Genomic DNA, 21439 nt, shown 5'->3' on the forward strand with positions numbered 1-21439 from the left:
GTTCACATTATGAACTGTCTGTGTTTTGAACGTCAGACGCCTTGCACGCCGCCGGCCACGACATGGCGAAACTATGATGCGTGCGGCCCCTCTTTCGCCAAGCACCTTCTTCCCGAGCCCACCCATGCCGCGCAACAGCCCTCCCCCCGCCCCGCCACGCCTTCCGGGTGGCCTGCAGCCGGGGGTCCTGGAGGAAAACATCAGCTACCTGACCCGCGTCGTGCGCAGCGCGGCCCAGCAGTCCGCCCCGGATCACCTGGGCAAGTTCGAACTGCTGGGTGGGCAGTTGACCGCCATGGCGCTCATCGCCGCGAACGAGGGCGTGTCGCAGAACGACCTCGCGCAGGCCATGCAGATGACGAAGTCGCAGATGACGGTGCTGGTGCAGGACCTCGTCGTGCGAGAGATCGTCGACCGCACGCCGTCGGCCACCGACCGCCGCTACAACGCCCTGACCCTCACGGCCAAGGGCACGCGCCTGTGGAAGCGGGTGCGCGAGGGCCTGGTGGCCCACAGTGAAAGCGTGCTCTCCGTGCTGGAGCCGGTGGAACGCAAGGAGCTGGTCCGCCTGCTGCAGAAGCTGACGGCGGCGCACCTCGGCCAAGGCGCGCCGACCGCCGACGACACACCCGAGTGACGCCGAAAGGCGGCCCGGGTGCTGCCGCCATCTCGGGTCATCGGCAACGCACGCCGTGCGGCAGCAGCCGCCCGATCGACACGATGTCGCGCATCTCGATCAGGCCGTCCTGGTCGAGGTCGGCGTGGCGCAGGTAGCCGGCGTCACCCGCGCGCTTCCAGAGCGACGACATCGCAGCCGACACATCGGCGCAGGTGAGTTGGCCGTCACCGTCCACGTCGCCCGGCACGTAGGGTTCGATGTCGTACGCGTACAGCTTCACGCCCGTGCCCTCCTCGGGGCTGCCCGCCTGCGCGGCGACGAAGCCGCCGACCGAGCCCTGCCGCTGGCTGATCGCGTTGTTGGCGTCGCGGTTCGGCGTGATGCCATCGGCCACTTCGCGGAGCACGTGGTGCTGGCCGGCGCCCCGGCTGGTGTACTGGAACAGCTTCAACTCGCCGGTCCTCGGGTCGATGGGCGTGTTGAACCACACCGCCTGGTCCAGCACGCGCTCGGCGATCTGTGAACCCTCCTGGCCGTTGGTCTGCCGGGTGATCAGCGAATGCAGGCCACCCACCACCGTGCCGGGCGCGCCATTGCCGCGGAACATGACGTGCGGGTAGACGTTGCTGCCGTGGATGAAGCTTTGCAGCGTGTGCCCTTCCCACGCCGCATACGGCCCTGCAGCAGGGCTCTTCGAGGCCTCGACGATGAACTTGTGGTTGTCCTGCGCCAGCACCGGCTCGCTCGCCGGGGCATTCACATTGCGCACGGGCAGCAGCGTGTCACCGCGCAGCACGACCGGCGTGCGCGACAGTGACTCGGGCGAGGTCGTCGACGCGGGTTTGCTCCGGTTGGTGAGAACGTGGGTGCGGGTCTCGCCACCGTCATGGGGCGCCGTCGCCGCAGAGGCCACCATGTAGGTCCTGCCCGGCTCGAAGCGCTTGACGAGGCGCCAGGCCTTCTCGGTCGAGGCGTCCTTGGCGAACCGGAGACCCGCCGGCCCGGAGATGCGGTCGTTCGGCGCGAGGATGAGCGTCTCGCGACCGTGCCGGGGCACGGCCTTCATGTCGCTCGCGCCCGAAAGACGCGCCATGCCGTCGGCCGCGTAGTAGGTCTTGTACTGCCTGAACCTGGTGTGGCCGTCGCTGAAGCGCACTTCCGCGTACGACAGGGGCGCTGCCAGCGAGTTGGGCGCGTCCATCCACGAGACGGTCATGTGCCCGAAGGACAGCACGAAGGTCGCGGTGTTCTCCACGCCCACGTCGCGGTAGGCCGCCGCGGGCGCAGGGCCTCGGGCCGTCACCGTCACGTGGCAGGGCTTGCCAGGTGACACGGCGCAGTCCGGCGGGTTGTACTTCATGCTTTCGACGGCGAAGCCTGGCGGCAGCGAGACGTTTTCCGGGCCGAAGGCGACGCGCGTCGTGCCCACCGGCACGTGGATGTCGAGCAGCGCCCGGGCATTCCGGCCGCCCCAGGTGCGGGCCTTGAAGTGCTCTCCGCCGTACTTGAAGCTCGCCTTCACGCCGTTCGGCGGCAGGCCGGCGTCGATGAGGTACTGCTCCGGGTTCACCGTCGCCCAGTACGCTTCCTTCGGCTGGCCGACGGCCGACCACGGGTAGCCATTGGTGTGGTAGCCCGGGTCGGTCATGCCCCACCAGGTGACACGGTGCACCCCGGCCTTGTAGTGCGGGTGGCGACCGCCGGGGCCCGCGGCGTACTCCTTCATCAGGCTGAAGAGCTTGGCGTACTGCACGCCCTGCTCCAGGAACAGCGCGTTCATCTCGGGGCCGTTCTGGATGCGCTGGGCCTTGTCGAGTCCGAGCGTGGGGGCGAGGTCGAGCTCGGTGAGGTCGACGTCCACGCCGATGTCGAGGTAGGTCCGGATGGTCCGCTCGAAGGCATCGATGTTGAGCCGCATGTCCCAGTGCCCCTGCGTGCCGATCACGTCGACCAGCGGCCGCGGCTTGCCCTTGGCATCGAGCAGGATGCGGCCGCGGCCGGCGGCCGACTCGGCGGCGTAGCGTTCGTTGAACTCCTTCACCATCGCGGCGATCGCGTTGGCCTTGGAGGCCCGCTCGTCGTCGTTGAAGTCGTTGTAGTTCAGGAGCGCCGTGGTGTTCTGGCGGGCGTGGAAGAAGGCGTCGTACATGTAGTCCCAGCTCTTCCCTCCCTTCGAGTAGGCCTGGGCCCAGCGTGAAGGCCGCTCCTCCGGGTTGTAGCCGGTGCGCAGCGCATTGCGCCAGTCGGCGGGGTTCTCGGGGTTGTCCTTGAACGCTTCGTTGACGACGTCCCAGGCGTAGACCTTCTGCGATGCCCGGTCGAAATGGCCGGCCACGACGCGGATGTAGTACTCCAGGCTCGTCTTCGCCATGGCGTTGTCCCACGGGGTTTCCCAGCCGCCGTTGGGCGTCAGCACGTTGGCGGCGGGCCACTGGGACGACTGGTTGTGCCACAGCAGCGTGTGGCCGGTGACCTTCACGCCGCGCGCATTGGCGGCCGCGATGTCCACGTTGATGCCCGTCGTGAAGTTGGTCAGGAAGTTCGGCGCCGGGTCGTTGATGCCGCCGTTCCAGAAGTCGGGCTTCATCGCGTTGCTGGGCGTCACCGCGTTGAAGTGCTTCACGGTCATGGCGGCGAACGAGTCTTCGCCAGGCACCACGGTCGGCGCGAAGTTGGCCGCGTTGAGGTTGGTGCTGCCGATCTGGAAGTAGTGCTTGTAGACGTCTTTCAGCGCCGGCCACTGCGCCGGGTTCGTGGGCCGGTCGGCGGCGAGCGCACCGCTCGCCATCGTCAAGGCTGCAGGCAGGGCCACGAGGCTCCTGAGGATCAGGTTGCTGGACTTCATTCCCATCCTTTCAATGAACACGGTTTCAATAGAACCAGCGCAGCGGCACGAGCACCGTCTGCGGGAAGAGCACCATGAGAAACAGCACCGCGAACTGGGCGGCCATGAAGGGCAGCACCCCGCGCGTGACTTCGTCCATCTTCATGCGGCCGACACCGGCCACCACATTGAGGACGGTGCCCACCGGCGGCGTGACCAGGCCGATGGAGTTGTTGATGATGAAGAGCACGCCGAAGTACACGGGGTCGATGCCCGCGGCCTTGACGAGCGGCATCAGCACCGGCGTGAGGATCAGGATCGTGGGCGTCATGTCCATCGCCGTGCCCACCAGCATCACGAGCAGCATGATCGCGATCAGCAGCAGCGTCTGGTTGTCCAGCAGCGGGCGCAGCAGGTCCACCACCTGCGCGGGCAGGTTGGCCACCGTGATGAGCCAGGCCGACACCATCGCCGAGGCCACCAGGAACATCACCACTGCCGTGGTCCGGGCCGCCGTGACGAAGACGCGCACCAGCGCCTGAAGCGTCAGCTCGCGGTACACCACCGTCGTGACGAAGAGCGCATAGACGGCCGCGACGACCGCCGCTTCGGTGGGCGTGAACACGCCCATGCGCAGGCCCACCAGGATGAAGACGGGCAGCAGCAGCGCCCACACCGCCTCGCGTGCCGCCGTCCACACTTCCGCGCGCGTCTTGCGCGGGGGAAGCGTCAGCGTCTCCTTACGGCCCACCCACCACCAGGTGAGTGCCAGGGCCAGCCCGATCATGATGCCGGGCACGATGCCGGCGAGGAAGAGCTTGCTGATCGAGACGTTGGCCGCCACGCCGAAGATCACGAAGCCGATGCTCGGCGGAATGATCGGGCCGATGACACCCGAGGCCGCGATCAGCCCGCCCGACACCTGCTTCTTGTGCCCGGCTGCGATCATCATCGGCAGCAGCAGCGCGGTCAGCGCCGCCGCGTCGGCCACGGCCGAGCCTGAGAGTGCCGACAGCAGGCAGGCCGCGAGGATCACCACGTAGCCCAGCCCGCCCTTCACGTGGCCCACGAGCGCCAGCGCGAAGTTGACGATGCGCTGCGACAACCCGCCCACGTTCATGATCTCTCCGGCGAGCATGAAGAACGGCACCGCCAGCAGCGGGAAGCTGTCGGCACCGTTGATGAAGTTCTGCGCGAGGATCTGCGCATCGAAGAGGCCCAGGTGCCACATCAGCGCCACACCGCTCGCGAGCAGCGCGTAGGCGATGGGGATGCCCAGCGCCATCGCGCCGATCAGGCTGCCGAGGAAGATGAAGACGGTCATGGCCGTGTGCCCCGCGGTCCGTCGCCCGGCTGCGCATCGTGGTGCGCCAGGTTGGCCTGCAAGGCTTCGAGCTCGGCCTGCTCTTCCGATTCCTTGACGGCCACCAGCTCGCCCTCTTGCAATTGGCCGGTCAGCAGCCGCGCGAGCCGCAACAGCAGCAAGAGCCCCGCGCAGACCGAGAAGACCACGCCCGATGCGTAGAAGGCAGCCACCGGAGCACCGGTGACCGGCGCGGCCACGTCCATGTTCAGACGGGCCTGCTGCCAGCTGCCCTGGAGGAACAGCCAGGTCACGTACAGCATGAGCAGGTGGCCCACCAGCAGGCAGGCCTTCTTGCCCGCCACCGGCAGGCGCGACACCAGCATGTCGGTGCCCAGATGGCCACCTTCCTTGAGCGCCACCACGGCGCCCATGAAGCACAGCCAGACGAACAGCCAGCGCGCGACTTCTTCGCTGACCGCGATGCCGGAGTTGAAGGCATAGCGCAGCACGACGTTGCCGAACACCAGCACCACCATCACCGCGAGCGCCGCGGCGATCAGCAGATCGATCGCGCGGCAGAAGCGCTCGATGGCCACGTCAAGCACGCTCACAACCGCGCCCCCTGCAGCAGGCCGCGCTCGGCCAGGTTGGCGATGAGGGCCCGCAGCCCGAAGCGCCAGGGCGGCGCAGCCTCGCTGTGCGTCACCCGGTTCTGCAGGCCGCCCAGCCAGCGGCTGTGGATGGTGACCACGTCGCCCAGCTTGTGGGTGAAGCCGCCGCCGGGCTGGTCGCGGTCTTCGGTAGGCGCGAAGAGCGTGCCGAGGAACAGCATGAAACCGTCGGGGTACTGGTGGCAGGCGGTCGTCTGCGCCACCAGGTCGACCGGATCGCGGCTGATACTGGCCATGGTGTTGATGCCGCGCAGCGTGAAGCCATCGGCGCCGCTCACGTGCAGGTGCACGGTCTCGCGGCGCAACTCGTCGAGGCCGAAGCCGTCGTCGAACAATCGGATGAATGGGCCGATGGCGCAGGACGCGTTGTTGTCCTTGGCCTTGCCGAGCAGCAGTGCGCTGCGGCCTTCGATGTCGCGCAGGTTGACGTCGTTGCCGAGCGCGGCGCCGACGATGCCGCCGCGGCTGTTGACGGCCAGCACGACCTCGGGCTCGGGGTTGTTCCAGGCGGAGTCGGCGCGGATGCCGATGTCCTGGCCATGCCCCACCGCGGCGAGCACCGGCGCCTTGGTGAAGACCTCGGCATCGGGCCCGATGCCGACCTCCAGGTACTGCGACCACAGCTTCTTCTGCTGCAGCAGCTCCTTGAGCGCCTGCGCCTGCGGCGAGCCGGGGCGGATGTCGGACAGGCTGTCGCCGATCAGCGCGGTGACCTGGGTGCGCAGCCCGTCGGCGCGACTCGCGTCGCCGCCCGCCTGCTCCTCGATCACACGCTCGATCATGCTGGCAGCGAAGGTCACGCCGGCGGCCTTGACCACCTGCAGGTCGCAAGGCGCCAACAGCCGCGGCATGCTGTTGTCACTCCCATCGCCCTGGCTGTTGTCGAGCAGCGCATCGACCGTGCACACGAACTCGCCGGCCACGGCGCGCACGGCCTGCGACGGCGCGTCGGTTTCGAGCAGCGTGCTCATGGTGGCGAAGTGCCGGCTCAGGTCGAACACACCTTCGGGGCGCAGCACCACCACGGCCGGGCCGGCCGGCGTGCCGGGCCGCCAGACACGGGCCACCAGCGTGCCGGCCAGGCCGTCTTGGGGCAGCACGGGGTGCAGGCCATCGGTGCGCTCGGGCAAGGCGGTCGTGGTGGCAGTCATTCAGTTTCCTCAGGCGTCGTCAGTGGTTGTGGCGCGGGGTGCGTTCGGCGATGCGGCGGTACTTCAGCGCCATGTCGAGCGTGGCGCCGTCCACCAGCTGGCCGGTGTGGCTTCGGTACATCTCTTCCCAGGGCGACTGGCTCGGCGGCACGGCCGGGGCCGGCAGCTCGCGCTTGCGGCGCGCGATCTCGTCGACCGGCACCAGCGCGTCGCAGCGGCCGGCCTGCAGGTCGATGCGGATCACGTCGCCTGTCTGCAGCCAGCTCAAGCCACCGCCGGCAGCGCTCTCGGGCGACACGTTCAGGATGGACGGGCTGTCGGCCGTGCCCGACTGGCGGCCGTCGCCGAGCGTGGGCAGCGCGAGGATGCCGCGCTGGATCAGCGCATCGGGCGGCTGCATGTTGACCACCTCGGCCGAGCCCGGCCAGCCGATGGGGCCCGCGCCGCGCATCACCAGGATGCAGCCTTCGTCGATCTCGAGCGCCGGGTCGTTGATGCGGGCGTGGTAGTCGTCGGCGCCGTCGAAGACCACGGCACGCGCCTCGAACACGCCCTCGTGCCCCGGCCGGCTCAGATAGCGCTCGCGGAAGCGCTGCGAGATCACCGAGGTCTTCATGATCCCGAAGTCGAACAGGTTGCCGCGCAGCACCAGGAAGCCGGCCTTGTGCATGAGCGGTGCGTCGAACGGCCGGATCACCTCGCGATCGGTCGGCGCACGGCCCTCGATGTTCTGCGCCACCGTCTTGCCGGTGACGCTCGCGCAGTCGCCATGCAGCACGCCGGCCTGCTGCAGCTCCCACATCAGCGCCGGCACGCCGCCGGCGCGGAAGAAGCGTTCGCCGAGGAACCGGCCGGCGGGCTGCATGTCCAGCAGCAGCGGCAGGTCGTAGGCGTGCTCGGTCCAGTCTTCGGGTCGCAGCTCCACGCCGGCATGGCGCGCCATCGCCATGATGTGGACCTGCGCGTTTGTGGAGCCGCCCGCCACGCTCACGAGCGCCAGCGCGTTGAGAAAACTCTCGCGCGTCAGGATGCGTGAGGGCCGCAGGTCCTCGAAGGCCATGCCGACGATGCGCCGGCCGGTTTCGTAGGCCATCTGGCCACGCTCGCGGTACGGCGCGGGAATGGCGGCACAGCCCGGCAGCGACAAGCCCAGCACCTCCGCCACGGCATTCATCGTGGAGGCCGTGCCCATGGTGTTGCAGTGGCCGGCCGAAGGCGCGCTGCTGCAGGCGCGCTGCATGAACTCTTCTTCGTCGATCTGGCCGGCCGCCAGTTGTCGGCGGCTGCGCCAGATCACCGTGCCCGAGCCCACCAGTTCACCGTCGTGCCAGCCATCCAGCATCGGCCCGCCCGACAGCACGATGGCCGGGATGTCGACGGTCGACGCGGCCATGATGCCGGCCGGCGTGGTCTTGTCGCAGCCGGTGGTGAGCACCACCGCATCGATCGGGTAGCCGTAGAGGATCTCCACCAACCCCATGTAGGCGAGGTTGCGGTCCAGCGCTGCACTCGGGCGGCGGCAGTTCTCGAAGATCGGGTGCACCGGGAATTCCATCGGAATGCCGCCGGCGTCGCGGATGCCGTCTCGCACGCGGCGCGACAGCTCGAGGTGGATGCGGTTGCACGGCGACAGGTCGCTGCCCGTCTGTGCGATGCCGATGATGGGCCGGCCCGAGCGCAGCTCTTCGGGTGTCAGTCCGTAGTTCATGAAGCGCTCGAGGTAGAGCGCCGTCATGTCGGAACGCTGGGGGTCGGCAAACCATTCGCGCGAGCGAAAGCGCCGGCCGGCTCGGTGGTCCATGGCCGTCGTCGGGGAAAGAAGATGAATGGAAGGCGGCGGCGCCGCCTTCGCGAGGGCGAGAGCTACTTCGCGGCGGTCGCGCCGCTGCGCACCTTGGCGAGCTCGGCGTTCAGCTCGGCGGTCGTGTCTTCGCCGAACTCCTTGCTGAACTTGGCGAGCACCGGCTGCAGCTTGCTGCGCATCCTGGCCTGCTCGGCCGCGGGCAGCTCGGTGATCTGCATGCCGGCCTTCTTCAGGTCGGCCAGGGCCGTGTCGGAGAACGCGCGGATGGTCTTGCGCTCGAAGAGCGTTGCTTCGCGCGCCGCGTCCTGCACGATCTTGCGTTCGTCGGCCGAGAGGCCGTCCCAGGTCTTCTTCGACAGCAGCAGCACCCACGCGCTGTACATGTGCCGCGACAGCACCATGTGCTTCTGCACTTCGTAGAACTTGCTGGCGAGGATGGTGGCCGCCGGGTTCTCCTGCCCGTCGACCGCCGCCTGCTCCATCGCGGTGTAGAGCTCGGTGAAGGGCATGGGCGTGGCGTTGGCGCCAAGTGCGTTGAAGGTGTCAAGAAACAGCGGGCTCTGGATGACGCGCAGCTTCAGGCCGCTCAGGTCGTCGGCCTTCTGCACCGGGCGGCGCGAGTTGGTGACGTGGCGGAAGCCGTTCTCCCAGAAGCCGAGGCCGATGAGCCCCTTGTCGGGCAGCGTGGCGAGCAGCTTCTGGCCGAAGGGGCCGTCGAGCACCGCGTCGGCTTCCTTCTCGTTGTTGAAGGTCAGCGGCAGGTTCAGCACGCCGAAGGGCTTGACCAGCGAGACCAGCGTGGAGCTGTCGGGGATGGTCATCTCCAGCGTGCCGCCGCGAAGGGCCGAGGTCATGCTGATGTCGTTGCCGAGGGAGCCGCTGGTGTAGACCCGCGCGGTGATCTTGCCGCCGCTCTTGGCGGCCAGCTGATCGGCGAAGAACTTGAGCGCCTTCGCCTGCGGATGCTCTTCGTTGAGGCCCGTGCCGATCTTGAACACGTGCTCCTTGACCTGCGCCGACGCCGGGCCGACCAGTGCCGCCAGCAGGGCTGCGGCCACGCCAAGTGATCTGATTTTCATGATGTCTCCGAAATGATGAAGTGCGAGCTGCAGGCACCCTGCCTCGCGTGCCGGCCCTCTGTGGAGCCGATCAGTGGAGCTGAAGGCTAGGTGAGCCCCCAGGCACGGTCCACTGACTTTTTCGCTAGCATCCATTCCAAATGCTGATGAGTCCGGACAAGCCCCCTGGGAAACCCTTGACGCTGGCGCAGGTCTCGCGCCTGCGCTTCCGGCATCTGCAGTTCCTCGACATCCTGGGCAAGACGCGCAACCTGCGCCTGACGGCCGAGCAGATGCACATCACGCAGCCGGCGGCGACCAAGGTGCTGATGGACATCGAGGAGATGCTGGAGTCGACGCTGTTCGATCGCCTGCCGCGCGGCATGCGGCCGAATGAACTCGGGCTCTTCACCTTGCGCTATGCGCACGCGGCGCTCGATGGGCATCGCAAGTTCGTCGACGAGTTCAGCACGCTCAAGCAAGGCGGCCATGGGCACCTGTCGATCGGCGCCATCTCGGGCTCGGCGGCGCACCTCTTGATCGCCGCGGTGGCCGAGCTGCAGCGCCTGCGGCCGCTGCTGGTGGTCAAGGTGCTGGAGCAGAGCAGCGACCAGCTCATCGTGTGGCTGGCCGAACGCAAGATCGACGTGATGATCGGCCGCTTCACCGACGAATCGCAGCGCGCCCAGTTCCAGTACGAGAAGCTCGCCGGTGAGACCTTGCACGTCACCGCCGGCGTGCACCACCCGCTGCGCGGGCCCAATGCCCCCGGGCTGCTCGAGCTCTCGCACTGGCCGTGGATCCTCTACCCGCCGTCCACCGCGCTGCGCAGGGTGTCCGACGACATCTTCAGCCGCACCGGCCTCGCCCTCACCTCCGGCATCGTCGAGACGCCGTCGTTCCTGTTTGCGCTCGAGCTGATGCAGAGCACCAACATGCTGTCGCTGCAGCCCGCGGCGCTGGTCGACAAGTACGTGCGGCGCGGCCTGCTGACCCACATCGCGGCCGACCTCCCCGATCGCATGCCCGACTTCGGCCTGATCACGCTGCAGGGCGAGCCGCCCAACAGCGCCGTGCAGGCGTTCATGGACGTGATCCGCGGCCTGGCCGACCCGTCGGTCGAGGGCGTGGAGGCCGAGCGACGCGCGCGCTAGCCGGGCCGCCGCCGCTTGCGGCCCGGGGCAGGCGCCTGCCCGATGTCGGCGAAGAACTCATAGAGCTGCTGGGCGGCCGGCGCCAGGGTGCGGCCGCGCTTGCGGATGAGGCCGACCACGCGGGTGACCTCGGGCTCGACGAGCGGCACGCTCACCAGCACCGGGTGGTTCTTCGCCGGCATCGCGAGCGAGGGCACGGCCGCCACGCCCAGCCCCGCTTCCACCAGGCCCAGCAGCGTCGTGACGTGCTGGGCCTCATACAAGCCCTGGGGCCGGTCGCCCTGCCCGGCCAGCGCCTGGTCCATCAGCAGGCGGTTGCCGGAGGCCCGGCTCACGGTGATGAAGTCGTGCGCCGAGAGGTCGCGCCAGGTTACCTTGCGCTTCGTCGCCAAGGGGTGGTCGCGGCGGCACGCGGCCACGAAGCGCTCTTCGAGCAGCGGCTCGAAAGCGATGTCGGCTTCCTGGCCGCCGATGAAGTTGAGGCCGAAGTCGGCCTCGTTGCGTGACACCGCCGCCAGCACTTCGTTCGCGCTGGCATCGAACACCTTCACCCGGATCTTCGGGTAGCGGTCGCGGTAGCGCTTGATGACCTGCGACAGGTAGTAGTAGACGGTGGAAGGCACGCAGGCGATCGTCACCTCGCCCATGCGCGTGGCGGCGATGCCCTTGATGCCGAGCAGCGTGGCGTCGAGTTCGTCGAGCATCGCCTGCACCTTGCGGGCGAAGTCGCGACCCACCGCGGTGAGGCTCACGCGGCGCGTGGTCCGCTCGAGCAGCTTGACGCCGAGCGCTTCTTCCAGCTTCTCGATGCGCCGGCTGAACGCGGGCTGCGAGATGTTGACCGCCTCGGCGGCCAGCCGGAAGTTGGACAGCTCGGCCACGGCACGAAAGGCCTGCAGGTCATTGAGGTCGAAGTTCAGGGCCATCTCCCGTTCTCCTGCCACGGTGTTTGCAGGTGCCGATTATTGCGCCACATCGATCAATCCATCAGAACAATGCAATTCACAGACAGGGTCTCGCTGCGGATCATTCCGCCATGTCTTCCATCACCCTGCCCTGTGTCCTGATGCGCGCCGGCACCTCGCGCGGGCCGTTCTTCCTGCGCGAGTGGCTGCCCGAGGATGACCTGGCACGTGACCAGGCGCTGATCGGCGCCATCGGCGCGTCCGACCTGCTGCAGGTCGACGGCGTGGGCGGCGGCAGCACCTTGACCAGCAAGGTCGCGATCGTGTCGCGCTCCACCCAGCCGGACTGCGACGTGGACTACCTCTTCGCGCAGGTCGGCGTGGGGCAGCAGTCGGTCGACACCCGGCCCAACTGCGGGAACATGCTGGCGGGCGTGGGCCCCTTCGCGATCGAGCAGGGGCTGCTCGACGCGGCCGAGGGCGTGACGACGGTGCGGGTGTTCAACGTCAACACCCGCTCGCGCATCGACGTGACGGTGCAGACACCCGGCCGCCAGGTCCGCTACGACGGCGACGTGCGCATCGACGGTGTGGCCGGCACGGCCGCGCCGATCCGGCTCAACTTCCTCGACGCATGGGGCTCGGTGACCGGCAGCGTCTTCCCGACCGGCCACCGCATGGACGTGGTCGACGGCGTGGAGATGACCTGCATCGACGCCGCCATGCCGCTCATGATCATCCGCGCGGCGGACCTCGGCGTGACGGGCCGCGAGACCCCCACGCAACTCGATGCACACCCCGGCCTGCTCGACCGCATCGAAGGCTTGCGTCGCCAGGCCGGCGAGTTGATGGGCCTGGGCGACGTGTCGAACAGCGTCATTCCGAAGCCCGTGCTGGTGAGCGCCGGCGACAGCCCGGCCAGCATCACCTCGCGCTACTTCACGCCGCGGCGCTGCCATGCCTCGCATGCCGCCACCGGCGCCATCGGCGTGGCCACTGCGTTCGCGCTGCCAGGCACGGTGGCATCGGGCAGCGGGCTGCCGGCCGGCGACCACGACGTGGTGGTGCTGCACCCGCAAGGCCGCATCGACGTGACCGTGACGGTCGACGGCCGCGGCCAGGACGCGCGCATCCAGCGCGCCGCGCTGATCCGCACGGCCAGAAAGATCATGCAGGGCGACCTGCACGTGCCGAGCTATGTGTTTTCAAGACCCCCAATGCCCGAGATGGCAGGAGACAAGCCCATGAAGCAACTGATCGCCCCGATCCTCGCCGCCGGCCTCGCCGCGGTGGCCGTGCCGGCCCACGCCCAGGCCCCCGCCGCGTACCCGAGCAAGACCATCACCATCGTCGTGCCCACCGCCGCCGGCGGCGCCAACGATGCGATGGCCCGCACGATCGCGCAGAAGCTCGGCCCGATGCTGGGCCAGACCATCATCATCGACAACCGCGCGGGCGCCAACGGCTCCATCGCCAGCGAATACGTGGCACGCGCCACGCCGGACGGCCACACGCTGATGCTCGGCTACATCGCCACGCACAGCATGAACCCGGCCTTGCAGAAGCTGAAGTACGACCCGGTGCGCGACTTCGAGCCGATCGGCCTGGTGGGCTATTCGCCGACGCTGATGGTCGCCAACGCGGGCGTGCCGGTGAAGGACGTGCGCGACCTGGTGGCGCAACTGAAGGCCAAGCCCGACAAGTTCACCTACGCCTCGGCCGGCAACGGCACCGCGCCGCACTTCGCCGCCGAGCTCTTCAAGCTGAGCACGGGCACGGTGATGACGGGCGCGCCGTACAAGGGTTCGGCCCCCGCCATCAGCGACACCATCGGCGGCCAGACGCAGTTCATGTTCCCCAGCCTCTTCACCGCGTACCCGCATGTGAAGTCGGGCAAGCTGCGCGCGCTCGCCATTGCCGGCCCCTCGCGTTCGAAGGCCTTGCCCGAGGTGCCGACGCTGAAGGAAGCCGGTGTCGAAGGCGTCGACGTGACCCAGTGGTACGCCATCTTCGCCCCCGCCAAGACGCCCCGGCCCATCGTCGACAAGCTCAACAAGGCGCTCAACGAGGTGCTGCAGGACAAGGAGATCATCAAGCGAATCGAGGACCACGGCGCCGACGTGGAGACGAGTACGCCTGAAGCGCTCGGCACGCTCGTGAAGGCCGAACTCGCCAAATGGCAGCGCGTCGTGCAGGCGGGCAAGCTCACGGCCGATTGACGCTTCGCCTCCCGCTCCCCATTCCTCATTCCCCAATTCCCACAAGCAGGCGCTTCGAGCGCACAGGAGACACCAGAATGAACCAGCCCGTCCTCGCCCTTTCCCCGTCACGCATGGCCCCCTTGCCCTGGGCCACCTTGTTCGTGATCGCTGTGTGCGGCGCCTTCACCCCGAAGGCGGCGGCCCAGAGCAGCGTCGTGCTCTGGGGCGTGGCAGACAGCGCCGTGCGCCATGTGAGCAACGAGGGGCGCGGCAGCGTCAAGTCGCTCGTGAGCGGCTCCAACTCGACCAGCCGCCTCTCGTTCCGCGGCACCGAAGACCTGGGCGGTGGGCTGAGCGCCGGCTTCCACCTGGAGCACGGGATCCTGCTGGACACCGGCGCTCCGGCATCGAGCACCCAGTTCTGGGACCGTCGTGCGACGGTGAGCCTCATCAGCCGCCCCCTGGGCGAGGTGCGCATCGGGCGGGACTTCGTGCCGAGCTATTCAAACTGGAGCCGCTACGACCCGTTCGGGTATGTGGGCGTCGCAGGGTCCAACAACTTCGTGAGCGCCACGCCGGTCGGCCCCATCCGCTCGGCCTATGGCAGCGGCGTCAACACCACCGTGCGCTCGAGCAATGCCGTGCAGTACCTGCTGCCGGGCGGCCTGGGCGGCGTGGAAGGTGGCGCGATGGTGGCCGCCGGCGAAGGCGGCACCGCCGCCAACGGCCAGCACAAGGTAGTGGGCGCGCGCCTGGGCTATGCCGCGGCGCAATGGGGCGTGTCGGCCGCGCACACGCGCACCGAGAACGACCTCACCCTCGCCGGCACCCACCAGGACAGCGCCATCGGCGCGCACCTGTCCCTTGCCGTCGTCCGCCTGTCGGCGGCCTATCGGCAGTTCAAGTACGACCAGGCCCGGCAGCGCAACCTGCTGATCGGCGCCACGGTGCCGGTGGGCAGCAGCGGCGAGATCAAGGCGTCGTACACCCGGGTGGACCTGAGCGGCCGTGTCGGCGCCACGGTCATCGACGCCAACGATGCCGCGCAGATCGGCCTGGGGTACGTTCACAGCCTGTCCAAGCGCACGGCGCTGTATGCCACCGGCTCCCGCATCGGCAACAAGGGGGCGGCCACCTATGCCGTGCCGGGCGGCCCTTCGGGGCTGGCCGGCGGCGGCAACTCCACCGGCTTCGAGGCGGGCGTGCGGCACTCTTTCTGATTTCGACGCATCACGAGGTTCTGAATGCAAGACACCCCCGAGCTGGGCCCGCTGTCGCAATGGATCGGCCGCAGCGAGACGGTGCACGACCTGATCGGCGCCACGCCCATCAAGGCACTGGCCGCCACGCTCGACCACGATCCGCTGCCGGCCGCACAGGCCGGCGATGAGATCCCGCCGCTGTGGCACTGGCTGTACTTTCTGCCGCTGCACCGGCAGTCCGGCATCGGCCCGGACGGGCATGCGCGCCGAGGCGGCTTCCTGCCGCCCGTGCCGCTGCCGCGGCGCATGTGGGCGGGCGGGCAGTTCGAGTTCCGGTCGGCGCTGCGCGTGGGCGACGCCGTCGCCCGCACCTCCACCATCGACGACGTGACGGTCAAGGAAGGCCGCACCGGCACGCTGGTGTTCGTGAAAGTGCGGCACGAGGTGAGCAGCAACGGCGCTGCGGCGCCGGCGCTGGTCGAGTTCCACGACATCGTCTACCGCGAGGCGCAGCGGCCAGACGACGTGGCGCCGCCGCCGCAGGCCGCGCCCACGGGGGCGACCTGGCGACGCGAGATCGTGCCCGACGATGTGCTGCTGTTTCGCTACTCGGCGCTCACCTTCAACGGCCACCGCATCCACTACGACCGCCGCTACGTCACCGAGACCGAGGGCTACCCCGGCCTTATCGTGCATGGCCCCTTGATCGCCACGCTGCTCATGGACCTGCTGCGGCGCGAGCTGCCGCAGGCGCGGGTCGAGACCTTCCGCTTCAAGGCCGTGCGGGCCACCTTCGACCTGCACCCCTTCCACGTCAACGGGCGACTGGAGCCTGACGGCAAGACGGTGCGGCTGTGGGCGAACGACCATGAAGGGTGGCTGACCATGGACGCCACCGCCACCCTGGCATGACACGAGACGAGGCGCTGAGATGCAACCCCTGAAAGGCCTGACGGTCGTCACCCTCGAACACGCGATCGCCGCGCCCTTCGCCACCCGGCAGCTCGCCGACCTGGGCGCGCGCGTGATCAAGATCGAGCGGCCCGGCAGCGGCGACTTCGCCCGCGGCTACGACGAGCGCGTGCGTGGCCTCGCCTCGCATTTCGTCTGGACCAACCGCTCCAAGGAAAGCCTCACGCTCGACGTCAAACATCCGCAGGCCGCGGCCTTGCTCGAGCGCCTGATTTTCGAGAAGGCCGACGTGGTGGTGCAGAACCTCGCGCCCGGTGCGGCTGCGCGGCTGGGCGTCTCGCACGCGGCGCTGTCGCCTCGCAAGCCGGGCCTCATCGTGTGCGACATCTCCGGCTACGGCGATGACCTGGAGCGCCCGGGCCCCTACCGCGACAAGAAGGCCTACGACCTGCTGATCCAGAGCGAGGCGGGCTTCGTGTCGATCACTGGCACGCCCGACGAGCCGAGCAAGGCCGGCCCCTCCATCGCCGACATCGCCGCCGGCATGTACGCCTACACCAACATCCTCGCCGCCTTGATGCAGCGCGCGATCGACGGCCAGGGCCGGCGCATCGATGTCTCGATGCTCGAGGCCATGGGCGAGTGGATGGGCTACCCGCTCTACTACGCCTTCGACGGCGCCTCGCCGCCCCCTCGCAGTGGCGCGAGCCACGCCACGATCTACCCCTACGGGCCCTTCCCCACCGGCGACGGCAAGACGGTGATGCTGGGCCTGCAGAACGAGCGCGAGTGGGCCTCCTTCTGCGACAAGGTGCTGCAGCAGCCGGCGCTCGCGCGCGACGAACGCTTCGCCTCCAACTCGAAGCGCAGCGCCGCACGCGCCGAGTTGCGGGCGCTGATCGTCGACGCGTTCGCGAGCCTCAGCGCGACCGAGGTGCTCGGCCGGCTCGACGATGCGCAGATCGCGAACGCGCAGGTCAACGACATGCACGACGTGTGGCGCCATCCGCAACTCGCGGCACGGCAACGCTGGGCAGAAGTCGACACCGCCGCAGGCCGCGTCCCCGCGCTCCTGCCGCCGGGCACCGACACCCGCGACGGCGGCCCGCGCATGGACCCGGTGCCGGCCCTCGGCGCCCACACCGACGCCATCCTGCGAGAACTCGGCCTCGACGCCCAGGCCATCGCCGAGCTGCGAGCGCAGGGCGCGGTATGAGCGACAGGCCGCCCGCCGCCACCGCGCGGACCTTCCTCTTCGTTCCCGGCAACCGCCCGGAACGGCACGCCAAGGCGCTGGACTCGGCCGCCGACCAGGTCGTGCTCGACCTGGAAGACGCGGTGGAGCCCGCCGACAAGGCCAAGGCGCGCGACGCCGTGGCCGAGACGCTGGAGGCCGCATCGTTCGACCAACGCCAGCGCCTGGTGGTGCGCCTCAACGACCCGTCCACCGCCTGGTACGCAGACGACCTCGCCATGCTGCGCGCCCGGGGCGCACGCACCGTGATGCTGCCCAAGGCCGAGCAGGCCGCACAGATCGCGACGCTGCGGCGAAGCATCCCGCAGCTCGCGGTGCTGCCGCTGGTGGAGAGCGCGCTGGGCGTGGTCAACGCCTCGCAGCTGGCCCAGGCGGCCGGCGTCGTCCGGCTGGTGTTCGGCACGCTCGACTTCGCGCTCGACCTCGACCTGTCGGGCGACCCCGTCGGACTGGACCACGCGGCGAGCGTGCTGTCGCTCGTCTCGCGCGCGGCGCGCATCGCCTCGCCGGTGGCCGGCGTGACGCCGGAGATCACCGACGACCAACGCCTGCTGGCCGACCTGGCACGCGCACGCGCCCATGGCTTCGGTGCGAAGCTCTGCATCCACCCGCGGCAGGTGGAGCAGGTGCATGCCGCCCTGCGCCCCACCGCGGAAGAGCTGGCGTGGGCGCAGCGGGTGGTGAAGGCCACTGCCGGTGCGGAAGGCGCCGTCCAGCTCGACGGCCGCATGGTCGACCGCCCGGTCGTGCAACGGGCCCACGCATTGCTGGCGCGAGCTGCCAGAACCTGATCGACTCGAACCCTTCAAGGAGAACACCATGCCGTCCACCATCATCGACTCGTCGATCTTCCAGGGCATCTTCAGCACCGACGCCATGCGCAAGGTCTGGTCGGACGAGAACCGCACGCAGAAGTACCTCGATGTCGAAGCCGCGCTCGCGAAGGTCCAGGGTCGCCTCGGCCTGATTCCGCAGGAAGCGGCCGACGAGATCGTGAGCCACTGCCACCTCGACCAGATCGACATGGTGAAGCTGCGCGCCCAGACCGAGCGCATCGGCTACCCGATCCTCGGCGTGGTGTCGCAGCTCAACGCACTGTGCCGCGACAAGCTCGGCGAGTACTGCCACTGGGGCGCCACGACGCAGGACATCACCGACACCGCGACTGTGCTGCAGATCCGCGAAGCGCTGGAGCTGGTCGACGCCGACCTCGCGGCCATCTCCAAGGCCATGGCCGACCTCGCCCGCCAGCACCGGCTCACGCCGATGATCGGGCGCAGCAACCTGCAGCAGGCCATCCCCGTCACCTTCGGCTACAAGATGGCGGGCCTGCTCTCGGCCATCGAACGACACCGCACGCGGCTGGCACAGCTGCGGCCGCGTGTGCTGGTCGGCGAATTCGCCGGCGCGGCAGGCACGCTGGCGTCGCTGTCCACCGGCGCGATGGAAACCCAGGCCGGCCTGATGGCCGAACTGGGCCTCGGCCAGCCCGACATCGCCTGGCACACCATCCGCGACAACATCGCCGAAGTGGGCTGCTTCCTCGGCCTGGTGGGCGGCACGCTCGGCAAGCTCAGCATGGACGTGAAGCTGATGATGCAGACCGAGGTGGCCGAGGTGTACGAACCCTTCGCCCACGGCCGCGGCTCCAGCAGCACCATGCCGCAGAAGCGCAACCCCATCTCGAGCTGCTACATCCATGCGCAGATCTCGGTGGTGCGCCAGCACGCGGCCGCGCTGATGGACGCGATGGTGGCCGACCATGAACGCAGCACCGGCCCTTGGGAGATCGAGTGGATCGTGCTGCCCGAGACCTTCTGCCTGATGGCCGGTGCATTGAAGCAATCGCTCTTCGTGCTGCAGGGCCTGGAGGTCGATGCGAAGCAGATGCGCGCCAACATCGACATCACCGGCGGCCTCGTGATGAGCGAAGCGGTGATGATGGGCCTTGGCCCCTACCTCGGCCGCGAATACGCCCACGACCTGGTCTACGACATCTGCCGCGAGGCGGTCAAGCAGAAGCGCCCGCTGCTCGACCTGCTGTGCGAGAACGCCGAGATCAGCCGGCACCTCGATCGACCCGCCCTCGAGAAGCTGTGCGACCCGCAGAACTACCTCGGGCAGTCGGGGGTGATGGTGGATCGGGTGCTGGGGAAACTGCGCTGATCTGCTGACGTCGTTGCTCGCTTGTCCCTGGTGGGCGTTCGCCCATACATGCGGGTGTATTCGCGGCTGAACTGCGATGCGCTTTCGTACCCCACTTCAAACGCGATCTGGCTGAGGATCTTCCCGCTGGACACGATCAAGCGACGCGCCTCGATCAGCCTCAACTGTTTTTGAAACTGCAGCGGCGTCAGTGATGTGATGGCACGAAAGTGCTGGTGAAACCCGGAGCGGCTCATGCTGGCTGCTGCCGCCAGACGCTCGATCTGCACCGGCTTGGCATAGTTGGCCCGCAAGATCTTCACCGCCTTGGCGATGCGTCGCGCGTTGCTGTCGGGCAAGCCCAGGTGGCGGATGGCGGGCCCTTGCTGGCCCAAGAGCATCCAGTGGTGGATTTCCCGAATCAAGCCGTTCTTGAGCACCGCGAGTGATTCCGGACGATCAAGCAGCAGCACCAGTCGACGCAGGGCGTCGCGCAGTTCATCATGCGTGCCCTTCCCGGACGGTCTCGAATGGACCTCAGGTGCGTGGGTCACCAGATCCTTGATCACGGAAAGATCCAGATCGAATGCCAGCGCCAGGTAGGGGTTGGTGACGCTGGCCTTGGTGATCCGACTCACCGTCGGCACGTTGCCGGTGACGATCATCGTGTCACCGGCCGCGTAGGACGCCGACCCGCTTCCCGTGCTGACGCGCTTGCAGCCCTGCAGCACCAAGCACACCATGGGCTGCACCACGGTGTGCTCCAGCTCGCTCGGGCTTGTGCGTCGTACCAAGTACAGACCGCGCACCGGGGTGACGACGCCCGTGGTGGCCTCGCTCTGCCCTTCCGTGCGACGCTCGACTGCCTCTCTCAAGTCATTGGCCATGTCGGATTCTGGCCAGCGCATCGGGTGAAACACAGCCGGCTTGGACAATCAGGCAAGCAGTATCGACTTTCACGCAAGAGCCGGCCCTGGCCGGGGGTGACAGTGGTGAACCTCATTCAGGAGATGCACACATGACCCAAGCCCCCCTTCCAGAAGCGTTGCCCTCATCAGATGGTGGCCTTGCCGCTCATCGAGGGGTCCAGGTCTTGGGCGAACAAGGCGCCGAGGGCCGCAAGGGCTTCTTCATCGAGATCGAGGCGCGCCCTGGGCAGGAGGACGCCGTCATTCAGATGCTGCAGGACATTCGGGCCTGCGTCGAGGCAGAGCCCGCCACTGGACCCTGGTTCGCTGTCAGGTTCTCGCCGACGAGCTTCGGCATCTTCGAGGCCTTCCCGAACCTGGCGGGCCGCCAGGCACATGTTGAAGGCGGCGGTGGCGACATCTTCCGTGACGCAGAGCGCATGAACGCCATCCTGGTCCAAGCTGCCAAGGTGCACCGCGTTGATGTCCTCATGAGCAAGGACCACTTTTCGCATCGACAAAAGGAGTGACTCAGTGGGCGGGCTGCAGAAGCCGCGAGAGAGCGCCCACAAGCGCCTGCCAGGTCGTTAAAGATTGCGCTCCTCAGCGTCAGTGATACTTCGCACGACGTCTTATCGCAGGGGGAACGCCAACAATGAGCCGGATATACCTCGTTGACGATCATCCGATCGTCCGTGAGAGTCTCGCGACGCTGCTCGAGAGCCGCGGTCACGAGGTGGTGGGCCAGTCGGATGACTTGACTCGGTCGCTGTCGGAGATCGTCCGGTTGTCGCCCGAGGTCGTGCTTCTGGACCTGTCCGTGGGAAGCCGATCAGGTCTCGAGATCCTGGCCCAGATCAAGGAACGTGGGCTGAGCGCGCGCGTGGTGGTGCTGAGCAGTTCTCAAAACGCGGACCATGTCGCGGAAGCCATGCAAATGGGAGCCGCCGCCTACGTGCTCAAGGGCTCACCCATCGAAGATCTGCTGTCTGCCGTGGCCGCTGCCGCCTTCGGGCGAACCTTTCTTGCCAAGGAAGAATCAGCTCTGGCAGCGGCAGGCCGATCAGGCTCGAACGCTGGAGAAGACGACCTGTCACCGCGAGAACGTCAAATCGTCGTGATGGTCGCGCGAGGCGCGTCGAGCGCAGAGATCGGTGAGGAGCTGCACCTGTCGCCGAAGACCGTCGATACCTACCGCAGCCGCCTCATGGCAAAACTGGGCCTGAAGGACGTGCCTGCGGTGGTTCGCTGGGCGATCCGCGCCAAGTTGATCGACGCGAACGAGCGTTAGTTCGTCGGCCCATTGCACACGTGAAAAAGCCCA

At 68.3% G+C, this 21439-nt stretch carries 18 protein-coding genes; 10 read left to right on the plus strand and 8 right to left on the minus strand.

What is annotated here, in order from left to right; genetic code table 11:
- Positions 1-124: 124 nt before the first annotated feature.
- Positions 125-637 carry a MarR family winged helix-turn-helix transcriptional regulator gene (locus JI745_RS05975; RefSeq protein ID WP_201804612.1) on the plus strand — a complete coding sequence of 171 codons (513 nt, stop codon included), beginning with the start codon at positions 125-127 and terminating at the stop codon, positions 635-637.
- A gap of 37 nt (positions 638-674) precedes the next feature.
- On the opposite strand, the gene JI745_RS05980 is transcribed toward JI745_RS05975, so the two are convergent.
- The 6 genes from JI745_RS05980 to JI745_RS06005 all read right to left on the minus strand — a co-directional run bounded on the left by JI745_RS05980 (position 675) and on the right by JI745_RS06005 (position 9454).
- The gene (locus JI745_RS05980) at positions 675-3464 is read right to left on the minus strand and encodes an endo-1,4-beta-xylanase (protein ID WP_201804613.1); all 2790 of its coding nucleotides are present in this window, start codon (positions 3462-3464) and stop codon (positions 675-677) included.
- A 25-nt stretch (positions 3465-3489) separates the two neighbouring features.
- On the minus strand, positions 3490-4767 hold the full coding sequence (locus JI745_RS05985; RefSeq protein ID WP_201804614.1) for a TRAP transporter large permease subunit: 1278 nt from the start codon (positions 4765-4767) through the stop codon (positions 3490-3492).
- The gene (locus tag JI745_RS05990; protein ID WP_310738745.1) at positions 4764-5354 is read right to left on the minus strand and encodes a TRAP transporter small permease; all 591 of its coding nucleotides are present in this window, start codon (positions 5352-5354) and stop codon (positions 4764-4766) included. Before JI745_RS05990 ends, JI745_RS05985 begins: the two co-directional genes overlap by 4 nt.
- A 2-nt stretch (positions 5355-5356) precedes the next feature.
- Positions 5357-6571: a fumarylacetoacetate hydrolase family protein gene (locus JI745_RS05995; protein ID WP_201804615.1), complete on the minus strand. Its 1215-nt coding sequence runs from the start codon at positions 6569-6571 to the stop codon at positions 5357-5359.
- 19 nt (positions 6572-6590) lie between these two features.
- Positions 6591-8372, minus strand: coding sequence for an IlvD/Edd family dehydratase (locus JI745_RS06000; protein ID WP_201804617.1), 1782 nt, complete (start codon positions 8370-8372; stop codon positions 6591-6593).
- A 62-nt stretch (positions 8373-8434) separates the two neighbouring features.
- Positions 8435-9454, minus strand: a complete 1020-nt coding sequence (locus JI745_RS06005; protein ID WP_201804619.1) for a TRAP transporter substrate-binding protein — start codon at positions 9452-9454, stop codon at positions 8435-8437.
- 140 nt (positions 9455-9594) lie between these two features.
- Here JI745_RS06005 and JI745_RS06010 point away from each other — a divergent pair, with 140 nt between their 5' ends.
- Positions 9595-10587: a LysR family transcriptional regulator gene (locus tag JI745_RS06010; protein WP_201804620.1), complete on the plus strand. Its 993-nt coding sequence runs from the start codon at positions 9595-9597 to the stop codon at positions 10585-10587.
- Here the strand turns inward: JI745_RS06010 and JI745_RS06015 are convergent.
- The gene (locus tag JI745_RS06015; RefSeq protein ID WP_201804621.1) at positions 10584-11513 is read right to left on the minus strand and encodes a LysR family transcriptional regulator; all 930 of its coding nucleotides are present in this window, start codon (positions 11511-11513) and stop codon (positions 10584-10586) included. The two genes, JI745_RS06010 and JI745_RS06015, sit on opposite strands and share 4 nt — an antisense overlap.
- Before the next feature lie 110 nt (positions 11514-11623).
- On the opposite strand from JI745_RS06015, the gene JI745_RS06020 reads away from it, so the two are divergent.
- The 6 genes from JI745_RS06020 to JI745_RS06045 all read left to right on the plus strand — a co-directional run bounded on the left by JI745_RS06020 (position 11624) and on the right by JI745_RS06045 (position 19228).
- On the plus strand, positions 11624-13711 hold the full coding sequence (locus tag JI745_RS06020; RefSeq protein ID WP_201804623.1) for a 4-oxalomesaconate tautomerase: 2088 nt from the start codon (positions 11624-11626) through the stop codon (positions 13709-13711).
- Between the two features lie 77 nt (positions 13712-13788).
- Positions 13789-14913: a porin gene (locus tag JI745_RS06025; protein ID WP_236674916.1), complete on the plus strand. Its 1125-nt coding sequence runs from the start codon at positions 13789-13791 to the stop codon at positions 14911-14913.
- A 24-nt stretch (positions 14914-14937) separates the two neighbouring features.
- Complete coding sequence (locus tag JI745_RS06030) at positions 14938-15807, plus strand: MaoC family dehydratase N-terminal domain-containing protein (protein WP_201804625.1); 870 nt, start codon at positions 14938-14940, stop codon at positions 15805-15807.
- A gap of 19 nt (positions 15808-15826) precedes the next feature.
- The gene (locus JI745_RS06035) at positions 15827-17023 is read left to right on the plus strand and encodes a CaiB/BaiF CoA-transferase family protein (RefSeq protein ID WP_201804627.1); all 1197 of its coding nucleotides are present in this window, start codon (positions 15827-15829) and stop codon (positions 17021-17023) included.
- Positions 17020-17853 (plus strand): CoA ester lyase, encoded by an 834-nt coding sequence (locus JI745_RS06040; protein ID WP_201804628.1) that lies wholly within the window; start codon positions 17020-17022, stop codon positions 17851-17853. Before JI745_RS06035 ends, JI745_RS06040 begins: the two co-directional genes overlap by 4 nt.
- A 28-nt stretch (positions 17854-17881) precedes the next feature.
- Positions 17882-19228 (plus strand): adenylosuccinate lyase family protein, encoded by a 1347-nt coding sequence (locus JI745_RS06045; protein ID WP_201804631.1) that lies wholly within the window; start codon positions 17882-17884, stop codon positions 19226-19228.
- Here JI745_RS06045 and JI745_RS06050 read toward each other — a convergent pair.
- The gene (locus JI745_RS06050; RefSeq protein ID WP_201804632.1) at positions 19174-20094 is read right to left on the minus strand and encodes an AraC family transcriptional regulator; all 921 of its coding nucleotides are present in this window, start codon (positions 20092-20094) and stop codon (positions 19174-19176) included. The two genes, JI745_RS06045 and JI745_RS06050, sit on opposite strands and share 55 nt — an antisense overlap.
- 131 nt (positions 20095-20225) lie before the next feature.
- Here JI745_RS06050 and JI745_RS06055 point away from each other — a divergent pair, with 131 nt between their 5' ends.
- Complete coding sequence (locus JI745_RS06055) at positions 20226-20645, plus strand: putative quinol monooxygenase (RefSeq protein WP_201804634.1); 420 nt, start codon at positions 20226-20228, stop codon at positions 20643-20645.
- A 125-nt stretch (positions 20646-20770) separates the two neighbouring features.
- On the plus strand, positions 20771-21406 hold the full coding sequence (locus JI745_RS06060; RefSeq protein WP_201804635.1) for a response regulator transcription factor: 636 nt from the start codon (positions 20771-20773) through the stop codon (positions 21404-21406).
- The last annotated feature ends 33 nt before the right edge of the window (positions 21407-21439 follow it).

It is taken from the genome of Piscinibacter sp. HJYY11 (assembly GCF_016735515.1).
GTDB lineage: Bacteria > Pseudomonadota > Gammaproteobacteria > Burkholderiales > Burkholderiaceae_C > Rhizobacter.